The sequence below is a fragment of the Pseudomonas sp. HK3 genome (genome assembly GCF_052920985.1).
Genome location: NZ_JBREXD010000007.1, coordinates 53458 through 75593, shown reverse-complemented (window position 1 = coordinate 75593; position 22136 = coordinate 53458). Strand labels below are relative to the sequence as shown.

Genomic DNA, 22136 nt, shown 5'->3' with positions numbered 1-22136 from the left:
ATATTGTAATCTTGGGATGATCTACATGAAAACCGCTTTGCCAGAAAACCAAAAACTCACGGTTATTTATCGAGTAGAACCCGGTTGTCTTGGCCCAGAAGGGGCTAATCTTGTGGATGTATTTTGTACATTTGCACAACCGCGATTTGAATCATTAGGTTCCGATTGTATTATTTGGCAAATCATACCCAGAAAAAATAAGGCAGCGCCTGAAATGCAATATAATATTTCAGATAAGCGACTGAACCATGCCCAAGCTGAAAAATATTTAGCGGTATTTGGGAAAAACCTTGATGAGCTTGAAGGGTATTTAGTTGAAACCTTTACCAGTCTGATTAATGAATTTATGGGACGTTAATTCTAGCCTTGTACACTTCTTTATTTGGGTTCTTTTGAATTTTTTTTAATGTTGAGATCCAAAGCTCATAAATTTATTCTGCCCACGTTCTGACTATATTAAGTGACTAATCTGCTCATCTTGAGCCTGTCGAATGACGCAGCTCAAGATGCTCAGTAAATAATATCTAAAGGGCACACCCTACAAGGCCTTGATAAATACTTTACTATTACGCTGGTAGTTATACAGTTCTTTTTTCTGCGGGGGTAAGTCATCAATATCTGCCGCTTTAAAACCACGCTCTTCAAACCATTGTGCAGTACGTGTGGTGAGCACAAACAAATTTTTAATACCTTTATTTTTTGCTTCGCTCACTAATGTATTTAATAAGCGGTCGCCGCGTTGGCCACGACGATACTCATCGTGAATCGCCACACAGGCTAGCTCTGCCATATCTTTGTCGTACGGATAAAGTGCGGCGCAGCCTAATACCATTCCGTCTTTTACTAATACACGAAAACGATCAATTTCGGTCTCCAGTACTTTGCGTGAGCGGCGTACTAAAATACCTTTTTCTTCCAGCGGGCTGAGTAAATCGAGAATGCCCATGACATCTTCCATGCGTGCGGTACGCAGTTGTTCTTGGTGATGCTGGCTAACTAATGTGCCGCAACCATCTAGCGTGAATAATTCAGTTAACAGCGCGCCATCTTGACTGTGTTGAATTAACTGACAACGCTTTACACCGCTGTTAACGGCAAGGCTTGCTGCATTGAGTTGCACGGTTTGTTCTGTGTTTAAGCCTCGCGTTAAGAGTTGAGGAATGGCACTGGTGACCACTTCTTTTACGAGCTGGCCTTTGTGTTTAATGCAATTATTCTCACCAAATAAAATCAGTTTGTCCGCTTGTAATGCGATGGCGGCTTCAGTGGCGACATCTTCGACGGATAGATTAAAGGTTTCGCCAGTGCGGCTATAGCCTAAGCAATTGAGTAGGGCGATGGCGTTGTTATCGAGGGCTTTATTAATCGCCCGTATATCAATTTTTCTCACTTCTCCTGTATGGGCAAAATCGACACCGTCAATTACGCCAATGGGCTTAGCGATCACAAAGTTACCACCGACAACACGAATATCCGCCCCGTGCATTGGGCTATTGCTCGTGCCGGTGGTGAGTATGGCTTCAATTTGAGAGCGCAGTTGCCCCACAGCTTGCTGAACGGTAACCAGCATGGCTTTGTCTGTGATGCGCTTGTTATCTGAAAATGTGGCGGCTTGTTTTTTTAGTTCACACAGCTCATCGATTTGTGGTCGGGCACCATGAACCAATACCAATCGCACACCTAAGCTATTAAGCAAGGCAATGTCATGAATAATATGTTGAAACTGGTCGTGGGCAAGTGTGTCACCCCCTAGCATAATGACAAAGGTTTTACCCCTGTGTGCATTAATATAGGGAGAGCTTTGTCTAAACCAGTTGACGTGTTGGTCGATTGAATCAGTCACTGTGTTTTATCTTTTGTGTGTTAATCCGGTTGAGTGTAATGGCTTTTGCCTATTACAAACAATAATGTTTAATAAATTGCTTGATGTATTTTACCATCGGCTCAATTTGATCATGGGCCATGTATTCATCGGGCTGATGGGCTTGATCAATTGAACCCGCGCCCATGACGACAGTATCGATATTCGCGGCTGCAAAAAAAGGCGCTTCAGTTGCAAAGGCAACGGCCTCTGCACCGTGACCTGATAGTTTTTCAGCCAGCGCAACCAGCTCGCTGTTTTTGTCACTTGCAAACGCGTCAACGCCATCAAATAATCGATAAAAGTCAATTTGAGTCTGGGTTTGCTTTGCAACAAGGTCGAGGCGCGCTTGAATTTTTTGGCGCAGCTGATCGGTTTTCATACCCGGAATCATGCGCAAGTCAAAATGCAGTTCGCACTGCCCACAAATACGGTTTGGGTTATCGCCGCCATGAATACAGCCTAAATTTAACGTTGGGCTGGGGACGCTAAAGGCGGTGTGTTTATATTCTTGTTTGAGTTCATCGCGGAATGTCTTGAGTTCACCAATGACGGTGTGCATGGCATCCATTGCGTTGTTACCCAGACTTGGGTCCGAGCTATGACCCGCTTGCCCAGTAATTTTGATGCCCTCCATTAATATGCCTTTGTGCATGTTAATGGGCTTTAAACCGGTTGGTTCGCCAATAATGGCAGCCCGCGCTTTGGGTAAACCCAGCGTGGCTAAGGCTCGTGCGCCGCTCATGCTGGTTTCTTCATCGGCGGTGGCAAGTATGAAAATAGGCGCTTTTAATTGTTTGGCGTCGACTTTTTCAACTGCGGCGAGGGCCAAGGCAAAAAAGCCTTTCATATCGCACGAACCTAAGCCGTAAAAACGATTGTCTTTATCGGTTAAGGTAAACGGATCGCTTTTCCACTTTTCAATATTGCAGGGCACGGTATCGGTGTGCCCGGATAGAATTAATCCGCCAGGCCCACTGCCCAGAGTCGCAAGCAAGTTGTATTTTTTGCGCGTTTCATCGATACATTGTATATCGACTTTAAAGCCAAGGGTTTCGCACCAGCTGGCCAGCTGATCAATAACGCCTTTGTTGCTCATGTCGTATTCTGGCAACGAGCTAGAAATACTGGGTAACGACAATAGTGTGGTGAGCTGTTGTTTTATATTCGGTAAGTGCTTCATGCCCTAAACCTGTAATAAGGAGTATCATCAGTGTATCAAAGCAGTTAAAAATGTCTTGGGGTTTCTATGATAGCTACTGAGTCTTTTGCCCCTTTCTGCTAAGCTGGGCGTATAAAAAATAAGAAGTGGAAGGCCATGGCCAAAGAAGTCGAACTCAAGCTCTCATTACCTAGCCAAGCAGTGGCCAGTTTTATGCAAGATATGAATCTAGGACTCTCCCAAGGTGCTCCGCTAGAGCTGGATAACCAGTATTTCGATACCTCTGATTTAGCGTTAAATAAAGCGCATGCGGCTTTACGCGTCCGTAAATCACAGCATGGTTATAAACAAACCCTGAAAAATAAAGGCCAATCCATTGCCGGTTTACATGAGCGTGGTGAGTGGGAGTACGATATTGCTTCGCCCAATCTTGATTGGGCCTTATTTGCAAATGATATTCAGTTAGATGAAAGCCTACGCGAGCGTATCCAGCCTATTTTTAAAACTGACTTTAGCCGCCATGTGTGGATAAAACAATTTGGTGAAAGCGAAATAGAACTGGTACTAGACGAAGGTTTGATACATAACCATTGCGAACGTAATGAGAATCTTGAAACCAGTAAAAGTATCAACTTATGCGAAATAGAATTAGAGCTAAAGTCCGGGCGCGTTGAAGACTTATTTGAGTTTGCAAAGCAATTAGCGCAGCAACACCCGTTAGTGCCTTGTGATATCAATAAGGCGGAACGTGGTTACGGTTTGCTTTTTCCTAAGCTTAGTTTTTTTACGCCCCAAAATTTTACAGACACATGGTCAAAGCAAGAATTACCTGTGTTTGCATTGCTGCAAGAAACGTTAACGCGTTTAAATCGTCATTGGGATACATTTTCGCAGCAAGAAAACTGGTGGTCGTTACTGGTCATGAGCCGACAAGTAAGTGCCATGTGTTTATTGCTTAATGAACTCCCCCATTGCCCTGATCATATTCGTGGTCGCTGGTTAGTATTGCAGTTGGATTTACAAAAAATATTGCAGCCTGCGGCCGTCGTTATTGGCTTGTATGTGGACAGCAGCAGTCATAGTCGTGGATTGAGTCAACGTTTATTAACGGTTTGTGCGCCACAATTAAGCGCAGGCCTTGAAAGCTGGATCGCCAATAATGGTTTAGGCATGGCGATGTTAGAGTTAGGTGAATACTTATACGCGCAAAGTGAGCAAGCTGAGATAAATGGCGCATCCTGGGTTGTGGATTTATTAACCCGTGTTGCGCATGGGCACGAAGTGAATGAAACCTCATTACAAGCGTTAGCCTATATCCTATTGCGCTGTGGTGATGATCGTTATCAAGGCGTGAATGAAGTGATTCGCTGTCAGTTGGTGGTAGACGCCATGATCGCTGCGCAAGATATTCAAAGCGCAATGACAGATGAAACCAGCCGAGCTAAGTTGGCCAGTTGGCAGCGTCGAATGACCGTTGAAAAACGAAACTTATTAGATGCTAAGCAAGCGTTAACGGCGCTCTGCTCAAGCTAATACATACTATTTTGCCAAAGACACTCGCTTGTTTTGCGAGTGGTGGAAACCGATATGAGTCAGGTACAAGATTTAAAACTATCCTTTGTGGCCATTACTAATTTGCTTAAGCAAGATGGTCATTTGAGCCCTGAGCATTTAGCCGACCTGAAGCAAAAAGGCATGAACGGCAAAGCGCACCCAGTAACCGCGATTCAAAGCTATCAGTTCAAAAGTGCGGTTATGCAAGATATTAAGCTGGATGAAGAATTCATCATGGGTTTATTGGCAAAAGAATCCAAGCTTGAATATTTCACCATTGACCCGCTAAAAGTTAAAGCCAGTAAAGTGACACCGACCATGTCGTTTGCCTTTGCTAAACGTCATGGGTTATTGCCAGTGGGGTTAACCACGGACGTAGTCACGGTTGCCACCGCCGAACCATTTGATCGCCGCTGGATTGCGGATATAGAACACATCAATCGTCGTCAGGTGCATATCGTGCTGGCGAAGCCATCGGATATTCAACGTTACCAAGTAGAATTCTTTTCATTGGCGGCATCGGTAAGCGGTGCCAGTGCGTTGCATCAAACACAGGGCAGTAACTTAGAGTCGTTAGTGGAGCTTGGCAGTAAAGGTAACCCTGATGCCAATGACGAACATATCGTTAATATTGTGGATTGGTTATTCCAATATGCCTTTGAACAGCGTGCCAGTGATATACACATTGAGCCGCGTCGCGATATCTCAAAAGTGCGTTTCCGTATTGACGGTGTATTGCATCCGGTTTATGAATTCCCATCTACTGTCTCGAATGCGGTGACATCACGTATAAAAAGTTTAGGGCGGATGAACATCGCTGAAAAGCGTAAACCACAAGACAGCCGCTTGAAAACTCGTACGCCTAATGGCCATGAAGTGGAGCTGCGTTTAAGCACCATGCCCACCGCCTTTGGCGAAAAACTGGTGATGCGAATATTTGATCCAGACGTATTACTGCGTAACTTCAGTGAGCTGGGTTTTAGCAAAGAAGATTACGCATTGTGGGATTCTATGGTGCATCAAACCTCCGGTATTGTGCTGGTAACTGGGCCGACTGGTTCTGGTAAAACCACCACCTTGTATAGCACCTTAAAACAGTTAGCCACTGAAGAAGTGAACGTGTGTACGGTAGAAGACCCCATTGAGATGGTCGAGTCCACGTTTAACCAAATGCAGGTGAATCCCACCATTGATTTAAACTTCGCATCGGGTATTCGTACATTAATGCGACAAGACCCAGACATCATCATGGTGGGTGAGATTCGTGACAGTGAAACCGCCGAAATGGCCATACAAGCGGCATTAACCGGTCACTTGGTGTTATCAACATTGCACACAAACGATGCTCCTAGTGCGATTGCCCGTTTACAACATATTGGGGTCCCTCATTATTTGATTAAAAGTGCTGTGTCTGGCGTGATGGCACAACGTTTGGTGCGTACACTTTGTCCGCACTGCAAGCAAAAGCAAGCCACGGATATTAAACAGTGGAATGAGCTGGTTCAGCCGTGGAGCGCCAAAGCGCCTGAATTCATCTACGAGCCCGTGGGCTGTCTTGAGTGCCGAAACACAGGTTACATGGGGCGAGCAGGGCTCTATGAAGTTATGTCCATGAGTGATACATTGGCAGGACTTATCCAAGTACAAACAGACATGGCGCAATTAAGACGCCAAGCCATGAAAGACGGCATGCGCAACTTACGTTTAAGTGGCGCGCAAAAAGTAGCAGCAGGACTCACCACAATAGAAGAAGTACTGCGAGTCACCCCAAATGAAATGGGTTAACCAAAGGACTGTTCGCACGTCGCTGCTATTACGCCCGGATTCCGCATCAAGCGCGCTTGATGCCATAAAAAAAGGTAAAACATAATGGAAATGCCGGCCATTATTGATTTAGAAGCGTCCGGATTTGGACGCGGCAGTTACCCAATCGAAGTGGGTATTGCCTTAGCAGATGGCTCTGTCCATGCACTGCTTATTAAGCCCGCCGAAGGTTGGGACCATTGGGACGAAAAAGCCGAAGCAATACACGGTCTTAGTCGCGATTATTTAAATGAACATGGTAAACCCCCACGTGAGGTGGCCATGTTCTTAAATGACTTATGTGGCGGACTGACTTTGTACAGTGACGCTTGGAGTTTTGATAGCTCTTGGTTAGGTCGTTTATTCGATGAAGCTGAAATTATTCAGCGTTTCAAATTGGATACCCTCACTCGTTTATTATCAGAAGACGATATGTCCGTTTGGAGCGACACCAAAGACGCCATGGTTAAACAGCTGGGTTTAGAAATGCATCGTGCGGCGAATGATGTCATGCTGTTACGTGAGACGTATAAAAAACTAAAAGCAAGTTAGGCAGTGGTACAGCGGTATGTTTTTATTTAAAGAGTGCGCTCTGCGTTTCTTGCCTGTTTATTTTTGATCAAAATCTAAAAACCCCGCTTGTATATACAAGCGGGGTTTTTTATTGGTTTGAGATTAAAAACCGCGGTTATTGAATCTAGCGATTCTTTAGCGCTCTCATATCACTTTGTACATTACGATAAAACTTGGTTTGGTTTCTATCGGATGCACGTTTTTGCGCAAGGGTTGCCGTATTCAACGCCTGTTCTCGCATAAGTTTTTGATAACTTTGCAAGCGGCGTAATTCCAAATCCCCGTCATCAATGGCGGCGTTCACCGCGCAATCGGGTTCCCCCTGATGCTGGCAATTTGTAAAGCGACAGCCTTTTGCTAGCTCTGCGATATCAGCGAAGGTATGCTGAATACCGTCTTCACAATCAGCAATTTGTAATTCTCGCATGCCAGGCGTATCTAAAAACAGGCCACCTTGCGGCAAGAAATGTAATTGACGAGACGTGGTTGTGTGCCGTCCCTTGCTATCGTCTTCACGAATGCCCTGGGTGACGCTTGCGGTTGTATCATCGGCACTTAGCCCTTTTAATGTGTTCACCAAGGTGGATTTTCCCACACCGGACGAACCCAAGAGCGCGATGGTCTTTCCGCTTTTACACCAAGCCTGTAAGCCTTTTAAGCTATCACTATCGAGTGCGTTAACCACTTCAATCATCAAATGACGATCGAGTTTTCGTAGTGGTTCAAGGTAGGCATCAATGTCGCTGCATAAATCGGCTTTTGTGAGTACCACAACCGGATCACTTTGCGCCTCATGTGTTATGGCAAGGTAACGCTCAATGCGGTTTAGATTGAAGTCATTATTCAATGACGCCAAGATAAACACAGTATCAACGTTACTGGCAATGCTTTGCTCATGCACCTTGCTGCCACTGGCTTTGCGCGAGAAGTGACTTTGGCGCTCCAGTAGGCGTTCAAATTGCCCTTGTTCATTCAGCAATACCCAATCCCCCACCGTCATGGGAGGCATGGCAGGGTGAATGACAAGAATGCCTTCGCCGCTTTGTGAAAGGTAATGATATTGGTTTCTGTGGTGTTCGCTAATGCGAACAGGATAAAACGATTCAAGTTCTTCAAAACTTAATTGTGTTTGAAAAAATCCGCGCCAGCCAAGTTGTGGCAACGTAAAACATGCAGACATGTATAAACCCCAAGTAACCTATAGTTACTCGTTAAACATTTTAGTAAGGGGCTAAATCCCCGGTAAACCGGAAAAAACAATGGCTTAAGCGCCAAGTTTCTCCATAAGGGTTTTACATACAATCATCAACATGTTCCTCTTTGGTGGGTAATAGAGCCTGTATAGTAATCTTTTTTTTACCCTCGTCTAGAGGGTATGATGACTTTTTTTGTTAATCAGGTTTCAGTTCAAAGTCTAAGGCACTTTTAATATCAGGGTGCATAAACTTAAACCCTTCGTTAAGTAAGACGTTCGGTACAACCCTGTTACTGCCTAGTAATAATAAGTCGCCCATTTCACCAAATAGTGCTTTTACCATAAAGGCTGGCATGGGTAATAACGTTGGTCGCTTGAGTGCGCTGCCTAAGGCTTTTGTGAATTCATAATTGGTGGCTGGCATGGGGGCGGTTAAATTTACAGGGCCACGAATACTCTCTTGGTTTAAGATAAAGTCGATGGCTCTTAATTCATCTGTGAGGCTTATCCAGCTCATGAATTGTTGGCCGTTGCCAATTTTTCCGCCTAAGCCGAATTTAAAAGGCAGTAACATTTTTTTAATCGCACCGCCTTTTTGAGTCAACACGACACCGCTACGAATAAAGGCCGTGCGAATATCTGCATCTAATACTGGCTGTGCTGCTGATTCCCATTGCTGGACAATATCGGTTAAAAAATTATGGCCAGCAGGTGATGACTCATTAACCTCGGTTGTGCCCGTATCACCATAAAAACCAATGGCACTGGCATTAATAAATACACTCGGTGGTGTAACGCGATCTGCGATGGCTTCGCATAATAAATGTGTGCAAGTGACTCGGCTGTTGATGATGTCTTGTTTACGTTGTTCGCTCCAGGGTTTATCGCCAATGTTGACGCCACTGAGGTTAATGACGGCATCAAGATGAATGTCCTTATCAAGGTGAATGAGGTTGTTTTCAGGTTGCCAAAAAAAGCTGCCGCTATCGCGCCCACGGTGAAGAATATAAACCTGATGACCTTTGTGTTCAAGATAAGGCCGTAACGCTGAGCCAATAAGACCAGATGCACCGCTGATAAGAATATTCATAAAAGACCTAATCACTATACTGTATAAAGCATAGTACGCTTCAGGTGCTTTTTTAGATTATTCTTTTGTGTATTGGAGCGTGTCTATGATTTTGAGTATAAAGAGTAAGGCCCAGAAAATACTTATCACTTAGACATAGCGACCTAAAAAATTCATCGCTATGTCTAAGTATTATTCGTTGTAATAGGTGGCACAAGGCTCACTGAAAAATATAAATAGCTCTTGAATGCTCATGACTTAGCCTCGTTTTTTTGCTTTTTTATAGCAGTACAGATTTGATCACCATAATAATTGTTCGCATAATTACATTGTTGCGAGGCATATGGGATGTGACGTTTGATAAAGCGTTTAATGATATTCATGCTGTGACCTCTTGGGCTGATAACTCACTTATACTAATACGCCTTCGGTTTATGAGTTACGGTGAAGACAGCAACGAATATAGGGTGGTGGACCCTATTATGATAATTAATTCTTACTCTTTATTTGATAGTTTTAGGCTATTAGAAGGTTAAATCAGTCGCAAGTTCATAATCAATTTTGTTTGTACTATGCACAAAAAAACCGGTACAAGACCGGCAAAGTGGAGAACACAGGATTGGCGCTATTGGCTGGCGAGATGCTGGCCTTCATCTTGGTAATACGCTTCGACTCTTGGATTCATAATGGCTTTCCAAAGTGGCGGGAAGAGTGCGATTACAAACATGGTGGCGTAACCAAAGGGTAATTGTGGGCTTTGATCATAATGACGCAGTACTTGATAGCGTCTAGCGGCATAAGCATGATGATCACTATGGCGTTGTAGTTGAAACAAAAACATATTGGTCAAAAAGAAATTACTGTTCCAACTGTGCTCTGGTGTGACGCGCTCATATTTGCCATTGCCCATTTTACGACGGTGTAAGCCGTAGTGTTCAATATAGTTAATGATCTCTAATAATGTGAACGCGACAAAGCTTTGTAAGAAAAATACGCCGACGCCTAACCAGAAATGGCTGCCTAATAACTCAAAAAAACCACCCAGTAATGCACTGACTAAAACAGAATGTAAGTAATACCAAATTAATTCGTTGTCTTTACTTAAAAGGGTTTTGCCTTTTTTAGCTAAGCGAGTTTTTTGTAATGACCACGCGTTCAAAAAATTATGAACGTAGGCATTCGGTAAAAATTGATAAAGTGTTTGATTGAAGCGAGAAGAGCTTGCGTCTTCTGGTGTAGATACATGCACATGATGCCCATAGAGATGTTCAATTTTGAAGCCTGCGTAGCTGACCAATGATAACAGCAAGCCACCGCTAATTTGTTCCAGTTTGGTGTTTTTATGGATCAGCTCATGGCCTACGTTAATCGCGATAATCCCGCCTACAACCCCTAATGATAAAACATAACCAATTTGCCCCAGCAGCGACAGTTCTGGCCAGTTTAATAATAAATAGCCGCTACTGAAGATGCAGATGAAATACAGAGGTAAGCATGAGAGTGTCAACCAGCGATAAAACGCTTCTTGGTTCATCCCTGGCACTTGGTTTTCTTCTGGGTTTACTGGGTCTTTGCCCAAAATGACATCGACAATCGGCACAATGACATACACGACCAATAGCGGGAAGAAGGCAAAAAGCGTGTGCAGGCCGGTTTTATGGGCCAAATAAAAACTAAGGGCGGGCAAAAAAAGGGGCATTAGATAAATAAAGTAACCATATTTCTTCATGGTTAGCGCCGTTTCGGGTTTAAGTTTGTCCAGTAGCATGGGGCTCTCCTCGGTTTAGGCTCTGCGACCTATTGTTGTTCTTTGTTGGTACAACTTGAGATTATCGCCTTCTTGATAGGATTGTCAAACAATCCGACCGTTATATCTTTAATTTGGCTGCTTCTGTGGCATCTTGGTATATGGCCTAGCCGTAATTGAGCCTATTGCTGAAGGTCTCACCTAGGGTCCCGAGAAGCGGGCTTTCTGAGATATTGCAGCTCAAAATCGAGTAAAGGTACGGCGGGGCACCAGTGATAACCTTGTGCGTAATCGCATTGCAGGCTAGTGATACAAGTAAATTCATGCTCATTTTCAACGCCTTCCGCTACGATCATGGCGTGATTACTGTGGGCTAGTTGTACGATGGCTTTGACGATATGCTGCTTTTTAGGGTGTAAATGAATATCGCGAATAAAGACCATATCGATTTTTATTTCATTGGGATCAATGTTTTGTAAATACATCATAGAGCTATAACCCGTGCCAAAATCATCAATTGATATTTTGAACCCCATGGCTTTCATTTCATTAATGGTGTTGATGAATAAGTCGATGTTTTCCATGGCGGCGGATTCCGTTACCTCTAAAATGAAATGCTTTGAATCAAGCTGAAACTGATCAAGTGTTTTTTTAAGAAATGAAATGAGTTTTGGTTCGGCCATATCCAGTACGGATAAGTTGATCGAAATTGTAAAATTATTGGGCAGTAAATCATTGTCTTTTAATTGTGAAAGCCAACGGCAACTTCTAATAAATACCAATTGTGTAATTTGAAAAACCAGTCCACTTTGCTCTGCAAGCGGAATAAAACGCGAAGGTGAGATCGGGCCTTTTTTAGGGTGATTCCAGCGCAATAACATTTCACCTCCGCAGATTGCCTCGTCACAGAGCGCTACTTGTGGCTGAATATAGACGTCCAAATCATTTTGGTTAATCGCCATTTGTAAGTCATTCACCATCGTAATACGTTGGCTAATGGCTTGATCTTGCTCGGTGTCGTAGAGCATCCATTTATTATTGGCTTTAAGGCTACTAAGCAGTGCAACTTGCGCTTGGCGAAACGTTTCTTGGACGTCACTATTGGCCAAAATAGCACAGCCTAATGTGAACTGAATTCGACTTGTGTGCTGTTTATTATTGGATGCTTGTTCTGATTCTCGAACGATATCTTCAATAATACTTTCAAGTGATGACTCGGTATTCACAACGGGTAAGTCAACTAACAATAAAATTTGCTCGGCTGGTAAGGCCATGACATAAACGGCTTCACCAAACGGCATGGGCAAAGGAATCGCCCAAGACTGGCTCGCTAAGTATCGGGTCATGTGGTCAGTGTGTTTTTGGTATGCATCGGTTAATACATTGGGCCCATACAGGCTAACCACTTCACGAAACCCTTGTATATCGGCAATAATAAATACAGGGTTAGTAAATTGTAATTTAATATTGGTTATGTTTTCAGGCAGTTTATATTTTAAATAATTGAGGTTCGCAATACGTGTATCAGGGTAGTAATACAATTGATTGAGTAAGCTTTTCTCCATGTGTTTCATACGACTGGCTAAAGCCACTGATAATAAAAAAAGCTCTAATAGTGTGCCGAATAAAAAACCATGCAATGTGAAAAAATTAATGGTCATAACGTTTATAACCGTCGCCATGCCGATTGCACCGCCACTCAGTGTGAATATCCAAGAAATTAAAAAATATTTAGCAGGTGTATAGCCATTTTTAAGTGCTATAACGCCCATACTAATACCATACAATGTAGCTAAAAATTGGAAGACAATAAAAAGCGGAATCATGGTGTATTCGGTCGCATATAAACTAAAAATGGCACCCAGTGCTGTAATGAATCTAAAATGCTGGATGTATTTATAATGCCAAGGGGCGTTGTCTTTAGCTTCGAGAAAAGTATTAGCAAAATTGATCACAAAAAATATCAATATAAAATTTAAAAACATTATGTTTTGTGCAAGCCATATATGAATAGTTTGAGGCCAAAATAGGTTGCCAAAACCATTTAGCGCTGAAAAATAACAAAAGGCGGTTGTATGAAATGCTAAATACCAAAGATAAGATGAGTTAGGGTGCATGGCATAGACCAGAACATTATATATGGCCATAGCAATCAAAACGGAAATAATACTGGCCCAAAACGTATCTTGAAAACGGACTAATTGGTTAAAACCTGCTTCGTTATAAATGCTCATAGGTAAAATGGCAGGGCCGTCATTTTGTTTTTCAATGAGTAAGGTGAGTGTTTGATTGTTATGAATAAAAAATTTGAGCTGGTTACCTGTAAATGTTTTTTTAGAGTCAAATGTGCGATCAAGTAATCCTAAATCGTTTTGTTTGATGAGCTGATCGCCATCGAATAAATACACACGTAAATGACGTAAAATATGGGTTTCAATATTAATAATACGCTGTTGACTGTTTTGGCCATTAAAGTGACCCTTCACCGTAAATTTGTGCCAGCTTGTTAAAGGGCTAGGTTGAGTCGATGGAAGAAAAGACTCTAAAGAATAGGCTTGCTTAAGCCAATATTGAGGTGGATGGTCGGCGTTTTTCTGGTTAATTATAGTTGGTAAAGGCTGGCGTAGCTGGATGCGCTCACGTTCATCCAGCAAGACTTCCATGCTAAAAGCAGTGTGGCTCAATATCATGCAAATCATACACAGTCTTATAGCAAAGCCCATAGGAATGCCTACTGATGAATTTCTTCACTTAAGACTAGACTAAAATAGGTAAACAGGCGGTTACACCTGAACTTGCCAATGGCTGCCAGTTACCTCGTTTACATTGATACACACTAAGCGTTTATCAAAGCACGGCAGTATGTCCCCTTGATGATGGGTGACATAGAGTAACGTTGTGTCATTTTGTTGGGTAGTGTTCAAAATTCTGTGTCATTTCTTTAAAATCACTAAAAAAGAGATGACATATGACCAAACCAACATTCGATATGGAAGCCGCCCTTAAAGCCCTACGTGAAGGTCAAGACCTCACTGGAAAAGACGGTATTCTTACCCCTCTAATCAAGCAACTCACTGAAGCCGCCTTGCAAGCTGAGCTCGAAGATCACCTTGCTAATGATCCCAATCATAATCGTAAAAATGGCAAAACCCAAAAAACCATGAAATCTCCCGCAGGCAAATTCGAGCTAGAAACCCCTCGTGACCGCGCCGGAACCTTTGAGCCTCAAATCGTTAAGAAAAATCAGACACAGCTTACGGATGAGCTCGAGCGTAAAGTATTGGCTTTGTTTGCACTGGGCAATAGCTATCAAGATATCCGCTCACACATCGAAGATTTGTACGGTGTAAACCTCTCCAATGGCACTCTCAATGCCGTTACCGATAAACTCCTGCCAGAGCTTCAGGCATGGCGTACGCGTGAGTTAGATGCGGTGTACCCCATTGTTTGGCTTGACGCTATTCACTATAAAATAAAAGACAATGGCCGTTACGTGAGTAAAGCTATTTACACCATTTTGGCGGTGAATATTGAAGGCAAAAAAGAGCTGCTTGGCCTGTATTTATCGGACTCTGAAGGCGCTCATCACTGGCTAAGTGTGTTAACCGATTTAAACAATCGCGGTGTTAAAGATATTTTAATCTGCTGTATTGATGGCTTAAAAGGCTTCCCTGAAGCGATTACGACCATCTACCCCAACACTGAAATCCAGCACTGTATTATTCATCAAATCCGCAACTCAATTAAATACGTTGCCAGTAAAAATCAGAAAGCGTTCATGGCGGATTTAAAGTTCGTTTATAAGGCGACTAACCTGGATGCTGCAGAAAGCGCTCTCGACGAGCTAGAAGCTAAGTGGGGCGATCGATACCCTATGGTGATTAAGTCTTGGCGAACCAAGTGGGATACCCTTACAACGTATTTTAAATACCCTGATTACGTGCGCAAAGCCATCTATACCACCAATGCCGTTGAAGCGGTACATCGGCAATTTAGAAAACTGACAAAAACCAAAGGCGGTTTTGCCAACGAAAACAGCTTGCTGAAATTATTGTACGCGGGTATTTTAAAAGTCTCGGAGCGCTGGACGCATCCCGTGCAAAATTGGAATCTTACGCTGTCGCAGCTGGCGATTCATTTTGAAGGTCGACTGGATGAACACATCGACCTGTAGAAAATTTAACTGACACAGAATTTTGAACAGCCTCTTTTGTTGTGCTAGTAACTCGATAAAGCCGAGTACCAACTGGCGGTTAGCATCGTCTAACCCTTGGCAAGGTTCATCTAGAATAAGCAGAGCAGGTTGTTTGATCATGGCGCGGCATATGAGGACCAAGCGTTGTTCGCCATAGCTTAGATGGTGCAGGGGATCGTTGGCTTTATGTTCAAGCTTGACTTGTGTTAACCAATCAATAGCCAGTTGCTTTTGATGATCTTCTACTTGGTTATATAAACCGATGCTATCAAATAGCCCACTTATGACAGCACTTACTACATTGGTACTGGCTTTGTAGTTCCACTGAAGTGCGACACTCATTAATCCAATGTGTTGTTTTATATCCCAAATACTTTCGCCACTGCCACGTTTGATACCAAATACAGTGAGGTCATTGGCATAGCATTGTGGGTGATCACCGCTAATTAAATTCAGTAGTGTGCTTTTGCCGCAACCGTTTGGTCCCAGTACGGCCCAATGTTCACCGCGACCAATTTTCCAATTAAGGTTCTCAAAAATTAAACGATCACTGTAGGCCACTTTCCCGTTTACTAAGTTTACCAGCGGATTGATATCTTCATTTAGCGGTGGGCAACATGTATCACGCTTAGGTAAGGTGAGTGTTTGATTATTGAATGTTAAAAATGCGTTGACTGCTTCATGGGCCAGTACCGTGTGTTTAGTCCCGTGAGCAAGTAACGTTAAATTATGTAAAAAACCAAGGTGCGTGACCCAAGATGGGACTTCATCTAAACGGTTTAAAATAAAAATAATAGATCGGCCAGCCGCTTGCTGTTGAGTTAAAATATCGTTTAGTACTATTTGGCTGTTTGCATCGAGGCCATCGAAGGGTTCGTCTAATACCAACAGTGTGTTTGTATTTAGCAGTGCTCTAATTAAAATGATTTTACGGCTTTCACCCGTGCTAAGCTTACGAAAACCTTCATCTAATACATGCTCGATATTAAAGGTTTTTACCCATTGATTAATACAGTTTTGATCGTTGCTAACCTCAGATAAAAGCTCGCGTACAGGCGTGCCTTGCCACACTACATTTGTAATATCGCTTTCATCACGTTCTTGCTCTCGCGTAATGAGTTGCTGTTGTGTTTCAAAACTGACCGCACTTACTTGATCAAAGTCAATCCCTGTTAGTGTTCCTTGGGTTATTTCAAGTGAGCCAGTTAATAGTTGAGCAAGAGCACTTTTACCGCTGCCATTACTGCCTATAAACGCCCAACTGTGATGGGGTGAAATACTTAATTCATCAATGTCTAATTGTAAAAAGTCACCAAGTGATGCTTTTAAATGGCTTAATTGGATCATAAAACGTCGCTTAAAAAGTGGAGCTTAGATGGCTGTCATGTGGTTAGTAAGGTTCTGGTTGTTCGATTTCAAACATGCCATGTTGCAGGTCTTCGAGTTTTTCATTCATTAATGTGCTGGCATCTTGAATACCTTTATTATAATAATAAACGCCGACTTCTTTAGCGAAAAAATCCAATAAAAACTCCGCTTCAAATTGACCAATATCTTGGTGTAATTCGTCATCAAAATATTTTTTTAACTTGTCGGTGATGGCACTAATTTGTTGAGGATTTAACTTAATATTCATATTTATTCACTTATAACCAACGACGAACATTTTTGCAGTATTGAGTGTATGACTCGCCAAACTTTATAGATAAAAAACGCTCTTCAGGATGTATCTGAAAGCGGTTCAAGTACACAGCAAACCCGATACTCAGTAATAGACTGATAACATTGCCTTGTGCCGAACTGATGGCAAATAAGCAAAAGGTCATACCTAAGTACATTGGGTTACGGCTGATTTTATATAGGCCACTTATGACCAGTTTTTTACTTTTTTCAGGTGTTCTTGGATCGACGGTTGTTTTTGCTTTGAAAAAGCTAATCGCCGCAGGCAAAACGAAAGATAGGCCTAATACTAAAAGCACTGTGGCCATGATATTTTGGCCAATAAAATGCACCCCAATAGGAAAAGCCATATTTAGCAGTCCCATTAAAACAGCAACAAAAGCGGTTAACGGCAGCGGTGGTAATAGCAGTTCTAATGTATTCATGGTGAGGCCCATTGTGAGTCTCTGAAGGGTACCGATATTACGGATAAGGATCAATTTGTAACGGTATTCGACTAAAGTCTGTTTGTATAAAAATATTATATAAGGTATTACTAATATTCGACTAATAAATCTTAGGGGTTGGATATGGCACATATCGTAGTCTTGGGGGCGGGCACAGGCGGCATGGCGGGTGCTTATGAAATACGAGAAGCGCTGAGCAAAAAAGAGCATCAGGTGACATTGATTAATGAGCGCGAGGAATTTCAGTTTGTCCCTTCTAACCACTGGGTCGCGGTGGGTTGGCGAGACAGTGCAGAGGTGACGATTCCCATTAAAAAGTATGTGACTAAAAAAGGCATCGATTTTATTGCCGCCCGTGTGGATGAAATTAAACCGGATGATAATCAGCTGATTTTATCTACGGGTGCAAGTGTGCAATACGATTACTTAATTATTGCCACGGGCCCTGATCTCGCTTTTGATCAGATCGAAGGGGCGGGTCCTGAAGAATTTACTCAGTCTGTTTGTAATTTGCATCATGCAAAAACGTGTCGTGATGATGTAGAAACACTAATGGGCTCACCAGGACCTGTGATAGTGGGGGCTTTTCAAGGCGCAAGCTGTTTTGGGCCCGCTTATGAATATGCTTTTATTTTAGAAAAGGCCCTTCGTGATGCAAAAGTGCGCGATAAAGTCCCCATGACATTTGTGACCAGCGAGCCTTATATTGGACACCTTGGCTTAGGCGGTGTGGGTGATTCAAACGGCATGCTGGAAAGTGATTTACGCGCGCACAGTATTAAATGGATTTGTAATGCCAGTGTCACCAAAGTAGAGCAAGGCACGATGTATGTGGATGAATACAATGAGCAAAAACAGGTGATTAAGCAGCATGTGCTGCCTTTTCAACACAGCATGTTAATTCCTGCATTCAGAGGCGTGCCGGCTGTGGCCAATGTGAAATCACTGTGTAATCCCAAAGGCTTTGTGATCGTGGATGAGTTTCAGCGTAGCCCTAAATATCATAATATTTTTGCGGCGGGCGTGTGTATTGCCATACCACCAGTTGAAGAAACACCCGTGCCAACCGGCACACCAAAAACAGGGTATATGATTGAATCAATGATGACGGCGATCACTGCAAACTTAGTGCATGTTCTAAAAGGCGAACCGCCGTCAAAGCAAGGCACATGGAATGCGATTTGTTTAGCCGATATGGGCGATACAGGTGCGGCATTCGTTGCGATACCACAGATCCCACCGCGTAATGTCACGTGGTTTAAAAAAGGAAAATGGGTGCATTATGCAAAAGTGGCGTTCGAAAAATACTTCATGCGTAAAATGAAAACAGGAACCAGTGAACCCATTTATGAAAAGTACACATTAAAAGCGTTGGGCATTGAACGATTGAAAGATGATTAATATAGGCCCATAAAAAAGGCGCTAACAGCACCTTTTTTATGCTTGTGATACGGACCTTTACTCTGGCGTTTCGCCATTGTGATAAATGTTTTGTACGTCATCTAGGTCGCCCAGCATGTCCATGAATTTTTCAAACATGGGCATGTCATCTTCGTTGATGGCTTGTGTCGTTTGAGGAATAAATTGAATTTCCTCTACATCAAAGTCGATGCTATCGAACGCAGCTTGTAATGCTGTTTTTGCTTTAAAGAATTCAGTGTGGGGTGCAAAAACAGTGATCATGCCGTCTTCACACTCGATGTCAGTGACATCCACATCATCCATCATTAGAGCTTCTAGTACGGCTTCTTCGTCTTCACCTTTGAACACAAAAATAGCACTGTGATCAAACATGTGAGCGGCGCTGCCTTGCGCACCAATTTTACATTTTGTTTTTGTAAATGCTTGGCGTACATCACCAAAGGTGCGATTTGGGTTGTCGGTTAAACAATCCACAATCACCATGATGCCACCAGGGCCAAAACCTTCGTAACGTGCGGTATCAAAATCTTCACCGCCGCCGCCTTTGGCTTTATCAATGGCTTTATCGATAACATGACCCGGCACTTGGTCTTTCTTTGCGCGGTCAATCAGGCTGCGCAGGGCGAGGTTTCCGTCAGGATCAAAGCCGCCTTTTTTAGCTACAACATAAATTTCACGGCCGTATTTACTGTACACCCTTGCTTTTGCATCGGATGTTTTTGCCATGGACTCTTTACGGTTTTGATAGGCGCGACCCATTTTGTGCTCTCGTTCATTTCTAAAGGCCCAAATTCTACCTGTAAGCCGGTAACTAGGGAACCTTTGTGGTGAGGGCTAAGTTCGATGTGTAATTAATATATTAGTATTTACTGATATAGCTCAATGGGTTTGCTCTCCTTGTGGGGTAGATTTGTCTAATTATGCTGCCTCACTGGAGGTAATTAATGGGTATCTGGTTAGAAAGGCACCTTTTTCTTGACATAAATCAGCTTGGGTTCATAATTTTCAGAAATTACTGAAAGTTTAGAAAGTTATGGAATTACCTGAAAAAGCAAAAGTATTCGTCTTTCACTTTGGAGAGATGGGCAGTCGCTGGGGCTTTAATCGTACGGTTGGGCAAATATTAGCCTTATTGGTGATTCACCCCAAGGCCTTAAATGCAGATCAAATTGCCCAAACGCTGAGTATCAGTCGCGGCAATGTGAGTATGGGCTTAAAAGAATTACAGTCGTGGCGTTTGATCCAGTTGCAACATGTGGCCGGTGATCGTAAGGATTACTTTATTACCGCAGGCACGATTTGGGATATGGCCAAAACGGTATTTGAAGAGCGTCGCAAGCGTGAGATAGATCCAACATTGTCATTACTGCGCGCCAATTTATTAGAAGATGCACAAAACGAAGATGAAGAATACGCGCAACAGCGCATCGAAGAAATCCATGATTTATTAGAGCTGCTGACGCAATGGGGTGATCACTTAAATACCCTAAGCCCAGAGAAATTAGAGAGCCTTATGAAATTAGGCTCCGGCATTAGCAAACTGTTAGACATGAAAGACAAAATCATGGGCAAAAAAAACCAAGATTAAACGCTGGGGTGCACTGTGCAAAACGAACAACCCAAATCCATATTTAAAATACCGTTAGTACGCGAAATCACCGTGGTGTTGTTGATAAAGCTAGCGGTTATTTTTGCTATAAAGTGGCAATTCTTTTCGGACCCAGTTGATTTAACGCAGGCTAGCAACAGCGTTGAGGCCCAAATGGGTTTGCCGGTTTCAAATACACACACCCTTCCTATTATTAAATACACGGAGAAAAACGATGGATGATACAGTTGTTGATCTATCGAGGTTGCAGTTTGCCATCACGGCGTTTTATCACTTTTTATTTGTACCCCTGACAATCGGATTGGCGTTTATTTTGGCCATCATGGAAAGTGTTTACGTGATGACAGGCAAACAAGTTTACAAAGACATGGTGAAATACTGGGGCAAGTTATTTGGTATTAACTTTGCGCTAGGCGTGACCACAGGTTTAACCATGGAATTTCAGTTTGGTACTAACTGGGCTTACTATTCCCATTATGTGGGGGATGTGTTCGGCGCACCTTTGGCCATTGAAGGGTTAATGGCGTTTTTCTTAGAATCGACTTTTATTGGATTATTCTTTTTTGGTTGGGACCGCTTAACCAAATACCAACATCTTATGGTGACGTGGCTGGTGGCCATTGGCTCGAATTTATCGGCGTTATGGATTTTAATAGCCAATGCTTGGATGCAGAATCCAGTGGGTGCCGAGTTTAATTTTGAAACCATGCGCATGGAAATGACCAGCTTTTCAGAATTAATTTTTAACCCTGTGGCTCAAGTTAAATTTGTTCATACGGTATCAGCCGGTTACGTGACCGGTGCGATGTTTGTATTGGCGATCAGTGCGTATTTCATGCTAAAAAAACGTGATTTACCGTTTGCGCGTCGCTCGTTTGCGATTGCGGCAAGTTTTGGTTTGGCGTCTATTTTGTCAGTAATCGTATTGGGTGATGAATCCGGTTATGAGTTAGGGGATGTGCAGCGCACTAAATTAGCGGCCATTGAAGCCGAGTGGGACACCCATGAGGCCCCAGCCGCATTTACCTTGATTGGTTGGCCAAACGAAGAAACACAACATACTGATTACGCCATTAAGATTCCTTATGCATTAGGCTTAATTGCTACGCGTTCATTAGATAAAGAAGTAACGGGTATCAAAGACCTCATTAGCGAACATGAAGTGCGTATACGGTCAGGCATGGGAGCTTATGGCATATTGCAGGATCTTAAAGCCGGTCATGATACAGATGAAAATATCGCGGCCTTTAACGACGTGAAAAAAGATTTAGGGTACGGCTTATTACTTAAGCGTTATACAGATAACGTCGTCGATGCTTCTGAAGAGCAAATTAAAATGGCCGCCCAGGATACGATTCCTCGTGTTGTACCCATGTTCTTTACTTTTCGTATTATGGTGGGCTTAGGCTTTATCATGTTGTTTTTAATTACGGCCTCATTTTATTACTCCGCCAAACATACTGTTGAGCATCAGCGCTGGTTATTAAAAGCGTTATTAATTTGCTTACCAGCCCCTTGGATTGCCTGTGAAATGGGTTGGTTCGTGGCTGAATTTGGTCGCCAGCCATGGTCAATTGGTGAGATTTTACCAACGGCACTTTCAGTTTCATCACGTAGTGCGTCTGATCTGTGGTTAAGCTTAGGTGGTTTCATTGTGTTTTATACCGGTTTATTAATTGTTGAAATGTACTTGATGTTCAAGTTTGCACGTTTAGGCCCAAGTGCTTTGCATACCGGACGTTATTTCTGGGAACAAGAAGCGTCCGGGGGTATTGAAACCGCTGTGGCACAACAATCACGTCAAGATTTAGTGTAAGGAG

19 protein-coding genes are annotated in these 22136 nt (G+C 42.9%); 9 read left to right on the top strand and 10 right to left on the bottom strand.

The window, feature by feature from the left end:
• The first annotated feature begins 25 nt into the window (after positions 1 to 25).
• Positions 26 to 358, top strand: a complete 333-nt coding sequence (locus tag ACU6U9_RS23450) for a hypothetical protein (RefSeq protein ID WP_446737293.1) — start codon at positions 26 to 28, stop codon at positions 356 to 358.
• 180 nt (positions 359 to 538) lie between these two features.
• Here the strand turns inward: ACU6U9_RS23450 and argA are convergent, their stop codons facing one another.
• A complete protein-coding gene (argA, locus tag ACU6U9_RS23445) occupies positions 539 to 1831 on the bottom strand; it encodes an amino-acid N-acetyltransferase (RefSeq protein ID WP_446737304.1) in 1293 nt (430 codons plus the stop codon).
• Positions 1832 to 1895: 64 nt separating this feature from the next.
• Entirely contained in the window at positions 1896 to 3044 is a 1149-nt protein-coding gene (gene argE, locus ACU6U9_RS23440) for an acetylornithine deacetylase (protein ID WP_446737292.1), read from the bottom strand.
• A gap of 135 nt (positions 3045 to 3179) precedes the next feature.
• Between argE and ACU6U9_RS23435 the strand changes: the two genes are divergently transcribed.
• The 3 genes from ACU6U9_RS23435 to ACU6U9_RS23425 all read left to right on the top strand — a co-directional run bounded on the left by ACU6U9_RS23435 (position 3180) and on the right by ACU6U9_RS23425 (position 6932).
• Positions 3180 to 4556 carry a CYTH domain-containing protein gene (locus ACU6U9_RS23435; protein ID WP_446737291.1) on the top strand — a complete coding sequence of 459 codons (1377 nt, stop codon included), beginning with the start codon at positions 3180 to 3182 and terminating at the stop codon, positions 4554 to 4556.
• A 54-nt stretch (positions 4557 to 4610) separates the two neighbouring features.
• Positions 4611 to 6362, top strand: a complete 1752-nt coding sequence (locus tag ACU6U9_RS23430; protein ID WP_446737290.1) for a GspE/PulE family protein — start codon at positions 4611 to 4613, stop codon at positions 6360 to 6362.
• 84 nt (positions 6363 to 6446) lie between these two features.
• Entirely contained in the window at positions 6447 to 6932 is a 486-nt protein-coding gene (locus ACU6U9_RS23425; protein ID WP_446737289.1) for a 3'-5' exonuclease, read from the top strand.
• A 145-nt stretch (positions 6933 to 7077) separates the two neighbouring features.
• Here ACU6U9_RS23425 and rsgA read toward each other — a convergent pair whose 3' ends face one another.
• From rsgA to ACU6U9_RS23405, 4 genes are all read right to left on the bottom strand, one after another.
• The gene (gene rsgA, locus ACU6U9_RS23420) at positions 7078 to 8133 is read right to left on the bottom strand and encodes a ribosome small subunit-dependent GTPase A (protein WP_446737288.1); all 1056 of its coding nucleotides are present in this window, start codon (positions 8131 to 8133) and stop codon (positions 7078 to 7080) included.
• A 211-nt stretch (positions 8134 to 8344) separates the two neighbouring features.
• Positions 8345 to 9238: a TIGR01777 family oxidoreductase gene (locus ACU6U9_RS23415; protein ID WP_446737287.1), complete on the bottom strand. Its 894-nt coding sequence runs from the start codon at positions 9236 to 9238 to the stop codon at positions 8345 to 8347.
• A gap of 604 nt (positions 9239 to 9842) precedes the next feature.
• Complete coding sequence (locus ACU6U9_RS23410; protein ID WP_446737286.1) at positions 9843 to 10985, bottom strand: alkane 1-monooxygenase; 1143 nt, start codon at positions 10983 to 10985, stop codon at positions 9843 to 9845.
• Between the two features lie 176 nt (positions 10986 to 11161).
• Positions 11162 to 13663, bottom strand: coding sequence for an EAL domain-containing protein (locus ACU6U9_RS23405; RefSeq protein ID WP_446737285.1), 2502 nt, complete (start codon positions 13661 to 13663; stop codon positions 11162 to 11164).
• Positions 13664 to 13932: 269 nt separating this feature from the next.
• Here ACU6U9_RS23405 and ACU6U9_RS23400 point away from each other — a divergent pair, with 269 nt between their 5' ends.
• Positions 13933 to 15138, top strand: coding sequence for an IS256 family transposase (locus tag ACU6U9_RS23400; RefSeq protein ID WP_446735270.1), 1206 nt, complete (start codon positions 13933 to 13935; stop codon positions 15136 to 15138).
• Here ACU6U9_RS23400 and modF read toward each other — a convergent pair.
• Genes modF through ACU6U9_RS23385 form a run of 3 tightly spaced genes read right to left on the bottom strand, consistent with a single transcriptional unit; the run spans position 15031 to position 17264 of the window.
• A complete protein-coding gene (gene modF / locus ACU6U9_RS23395) occupies positions 15031 to 16506 on the bottom strand; it encodes a molybdate ABC transporter ATP-binding protein ModF (RefSeq protein ID WP_446737284.1) in 1476 nt (491 codons plus the stop codon). The two genes, ACU6U9_RS23400 and modF, sit on opposite strands and share 108 nt — an antisense overlap.
• Before the next feature lie 43 nt (positions 16507 to 16549).
• Positions 16550 to 16795: a DUF2164 domain-containing protein gene (locus ACU6U9_RS23390; RefSeq protein WP_446737283.1), complete on the bottom strand. Its 246-nt coding sequence runs from the start codon at positions 16793 to 16795 to the stop codon at positions 16550 to 16552.
• Positions 16796 to 16805: 10 nt separating this feature from the next.
• Positions 16806 to 17264, bottom strand: a complete 459-nt coding sequence (locus ACU6U9_RS23385; protein WP_446737282.1) for a methyltransferase family protein — start codon at positions 17262 to 17264, stop codon at positions 16806 to 16808.
• 144 nt (positions 17265 to 17408) lie between these two features.
• On the opposite strand from ACU6U9_RS23385, the gene ACU6U9_RS23380 reads away from it, so the two are divergent.
• Positions 17409 to 18686, top strand: coding sequence for an NAD(P)/FAD-dependent oxidoreductase (locus tag ACU6U9_RS23380; RefSeq protein ID WP_446737281.1), 1278 nt, complete (start codon positions 17409 to 17411; stop codon positions 18684 to 18686).
• Between the two features lie 57 nt (positions 18687 to 18743).
• Here ACU6U9_RS23380 and ACU6U9_RS23375 read toward each other — a convergent pair whose 3' ends face one another.
• The gene (locus ACU6U9_RS23375; RefSeq protein WP_446737280.1) at positions 18744 to 19466 is read right to left on the bottom strand and encodes a YebC/PmpR family DNA-binding transcriptional regulator; all 723 of its coding nucleotides are present in this window, start codon (positions 19464 to 19466) and stop codon (positions 18744 to 18746) included.
• A gap of 274 nt (positions 19467 to 19740) precedes the next feature.
• On the opposite strand from ACU6U9_RS23375, the gene ACU6U9_RS23370 reads away from it, so the two are divergent.
• The 3 genes from ACU6U9_RS23370 to ACU6U9_RS23360 are packed head-to-tail and all read left to right on the top strand — an operon-like array spanning position 19741 to position 22132.
• Entirely contained in the window at positions 19741 to 20295 is a 555-nt protein-coding gene (locus tag ACU6U9_RS23370; protein ID WP_446737279.1) for a GbsR/MarR family transcriptional regulator, read from the top strand.
• A gap of 15 nt (positions 20296 to 20310) precedes the next feature.
• A complete protein-coding gene (gene cydP / locus ACU6U9_RS23365) occupies positions 20311 to 20538 on the top strand; it encodes a cytochrome oxidase putative small subunit CydP (protein ID WP_446737278.1) in 228 nt (75 codons plus the stop codon).
• Positions 20531 to 22132, top strand: a complete 1602-nt coding sequence (locus ACU6U9_RS23360; RefSeq protein ID WP_446737277.1) for a cytochrome ubiquinol oxidase subunit I — start codon at positions 20531 to 20533, stop codon at positions 22130 to 22132. Before cydP ends, ACU6U9_RS23360 begins: the two co-directional genes overlap by 8 nt.
• The last annotated feature ends 4 nt before the right edge of the window (positions 22133 to 22136 follow it).

Excerpts from the sequence above, each read along its gene's own strand:
- argE (WP_446737292.1), bottom strand. The coding sequence starts at position 3,044 with ATGAAGCACTTACCGAATATAAAACAACAGCTCACCACACTATTGTCG.
- ACU6U9_RS23385 (WP_446737282.1), bottom strand. The coding sequence starts at position 17,264 with ATGAATACATTAGAACTGCTATTACCACCGCTGCCGTTAACCGCTTTT.
- ACU6U9_RS23425 (WP_446737289.1), top strand. The coding sequence starts at position 6,447 with ATGGAAATGCCGGCCATTATTGATTTAGAAGCGTCCGGATTTGGACGC.
- ACU6U9_RS23450 (WP_446737293.1), top strand. The coding sequence starts at position 26 with ATGAAAACCGCTTTGCCAGAAAACCAAAAACTCACGGTTATTTATCGA.
- ACU6U9_RS23380 (WP_446737281.1), top strand. The coding sequence starts at position 17,409 with ATGGCACATATCGTAGTCTTGGGGGCGGGCACAGGCGGCATGGCGGGT.
- ACU6U9_RS23375 (WP_446737280.1), bottom strand. The coding sequence starts at position 19,466 with ATGGGTCGCGCCTATCAAAACCGTAAAGAGTCCATGGCAAAAACATCC.
- ACU6U9_RS23400 (WP_446735270.1), top strand. The coding sequence starts at position 13,933 with ATGACCAAACCAACATTCGATATGGAAGCCGCCCTTAAAGCCCTACGT.
- modF (WP_446737284.1), bottom strand. The coding sequence starts at position 16,506 with ATGATCCAATTAAGCCATTTAAAAGCATCACTTGGTGACTTTTTACAA.
- ACU6U9_RS23390 (WP_446737283.1), bottom strand. The coding sequence starts at position 16,795 with ATGAATATTAAGTTAAATCCTCAACAAATTAGTGCCATCACCGACAAG.
- ACU6U9_RS23415 (WP_446737287.1), bottom strand. The coding sequence starts at position 9,238 with ATGAATATTCTTATCAGCGGTGCATCTGGTCTTATTGGCTCAGCGTTA.
- ACU6U9_RS23370 (WP_446737279.1), top strand. The coding sequence starts at position 19,741 with ATGGAATTACCTGAAAAAGCAAAAGTATTCGTCTTTCACTTTGGAGAG.
- ACU6U9_RS23410 (WP_446737286.1), bottom strand. The coding sequence starts at position 10,985 with ATGCTACTGGACAAACTTAAACCCGAAACGGCGCTAACCATGAAGAAA.
- rsgA (WP_446737288.1), bottom strand. The coding sequence starts at position 8,133 with ATGTCTGCATGTTTTACGTTGCCACAACTTGGCTGGCGCGGATTTTTT.
- ACU6U9_RS23435 (WP_446737291.1), top strand. The coding sequence starts at position 3,180 with ATGGCCAAAGAAGTCGAACTCAAGCTCTCATTACCTAGCCAAGCAGTG.
- ACU6U9_RS23430 (WP_446737290.1), top strand. The coding sequence starts at position 4,611 with ATGAGTCAGGTACAAGATTTAAAACTATCCTTTGTGGCCATTACTAAT.
- ACU6U9_RS23405 (WP_446737285.1), bottom strand. The coding sequence starts at position 13,663 with ATGATTTGCATGATATTGAGCCACACTGCTTTTAGCATGGAAGTCTTG.
- ACU6U9_RS23360 (WP_446737277.1), top strand. The coding sequence starts at position 20,531 with ATGGATGATACAGTTGTTGATCTATCGAGGTTGCAGTTTGCCATCACG.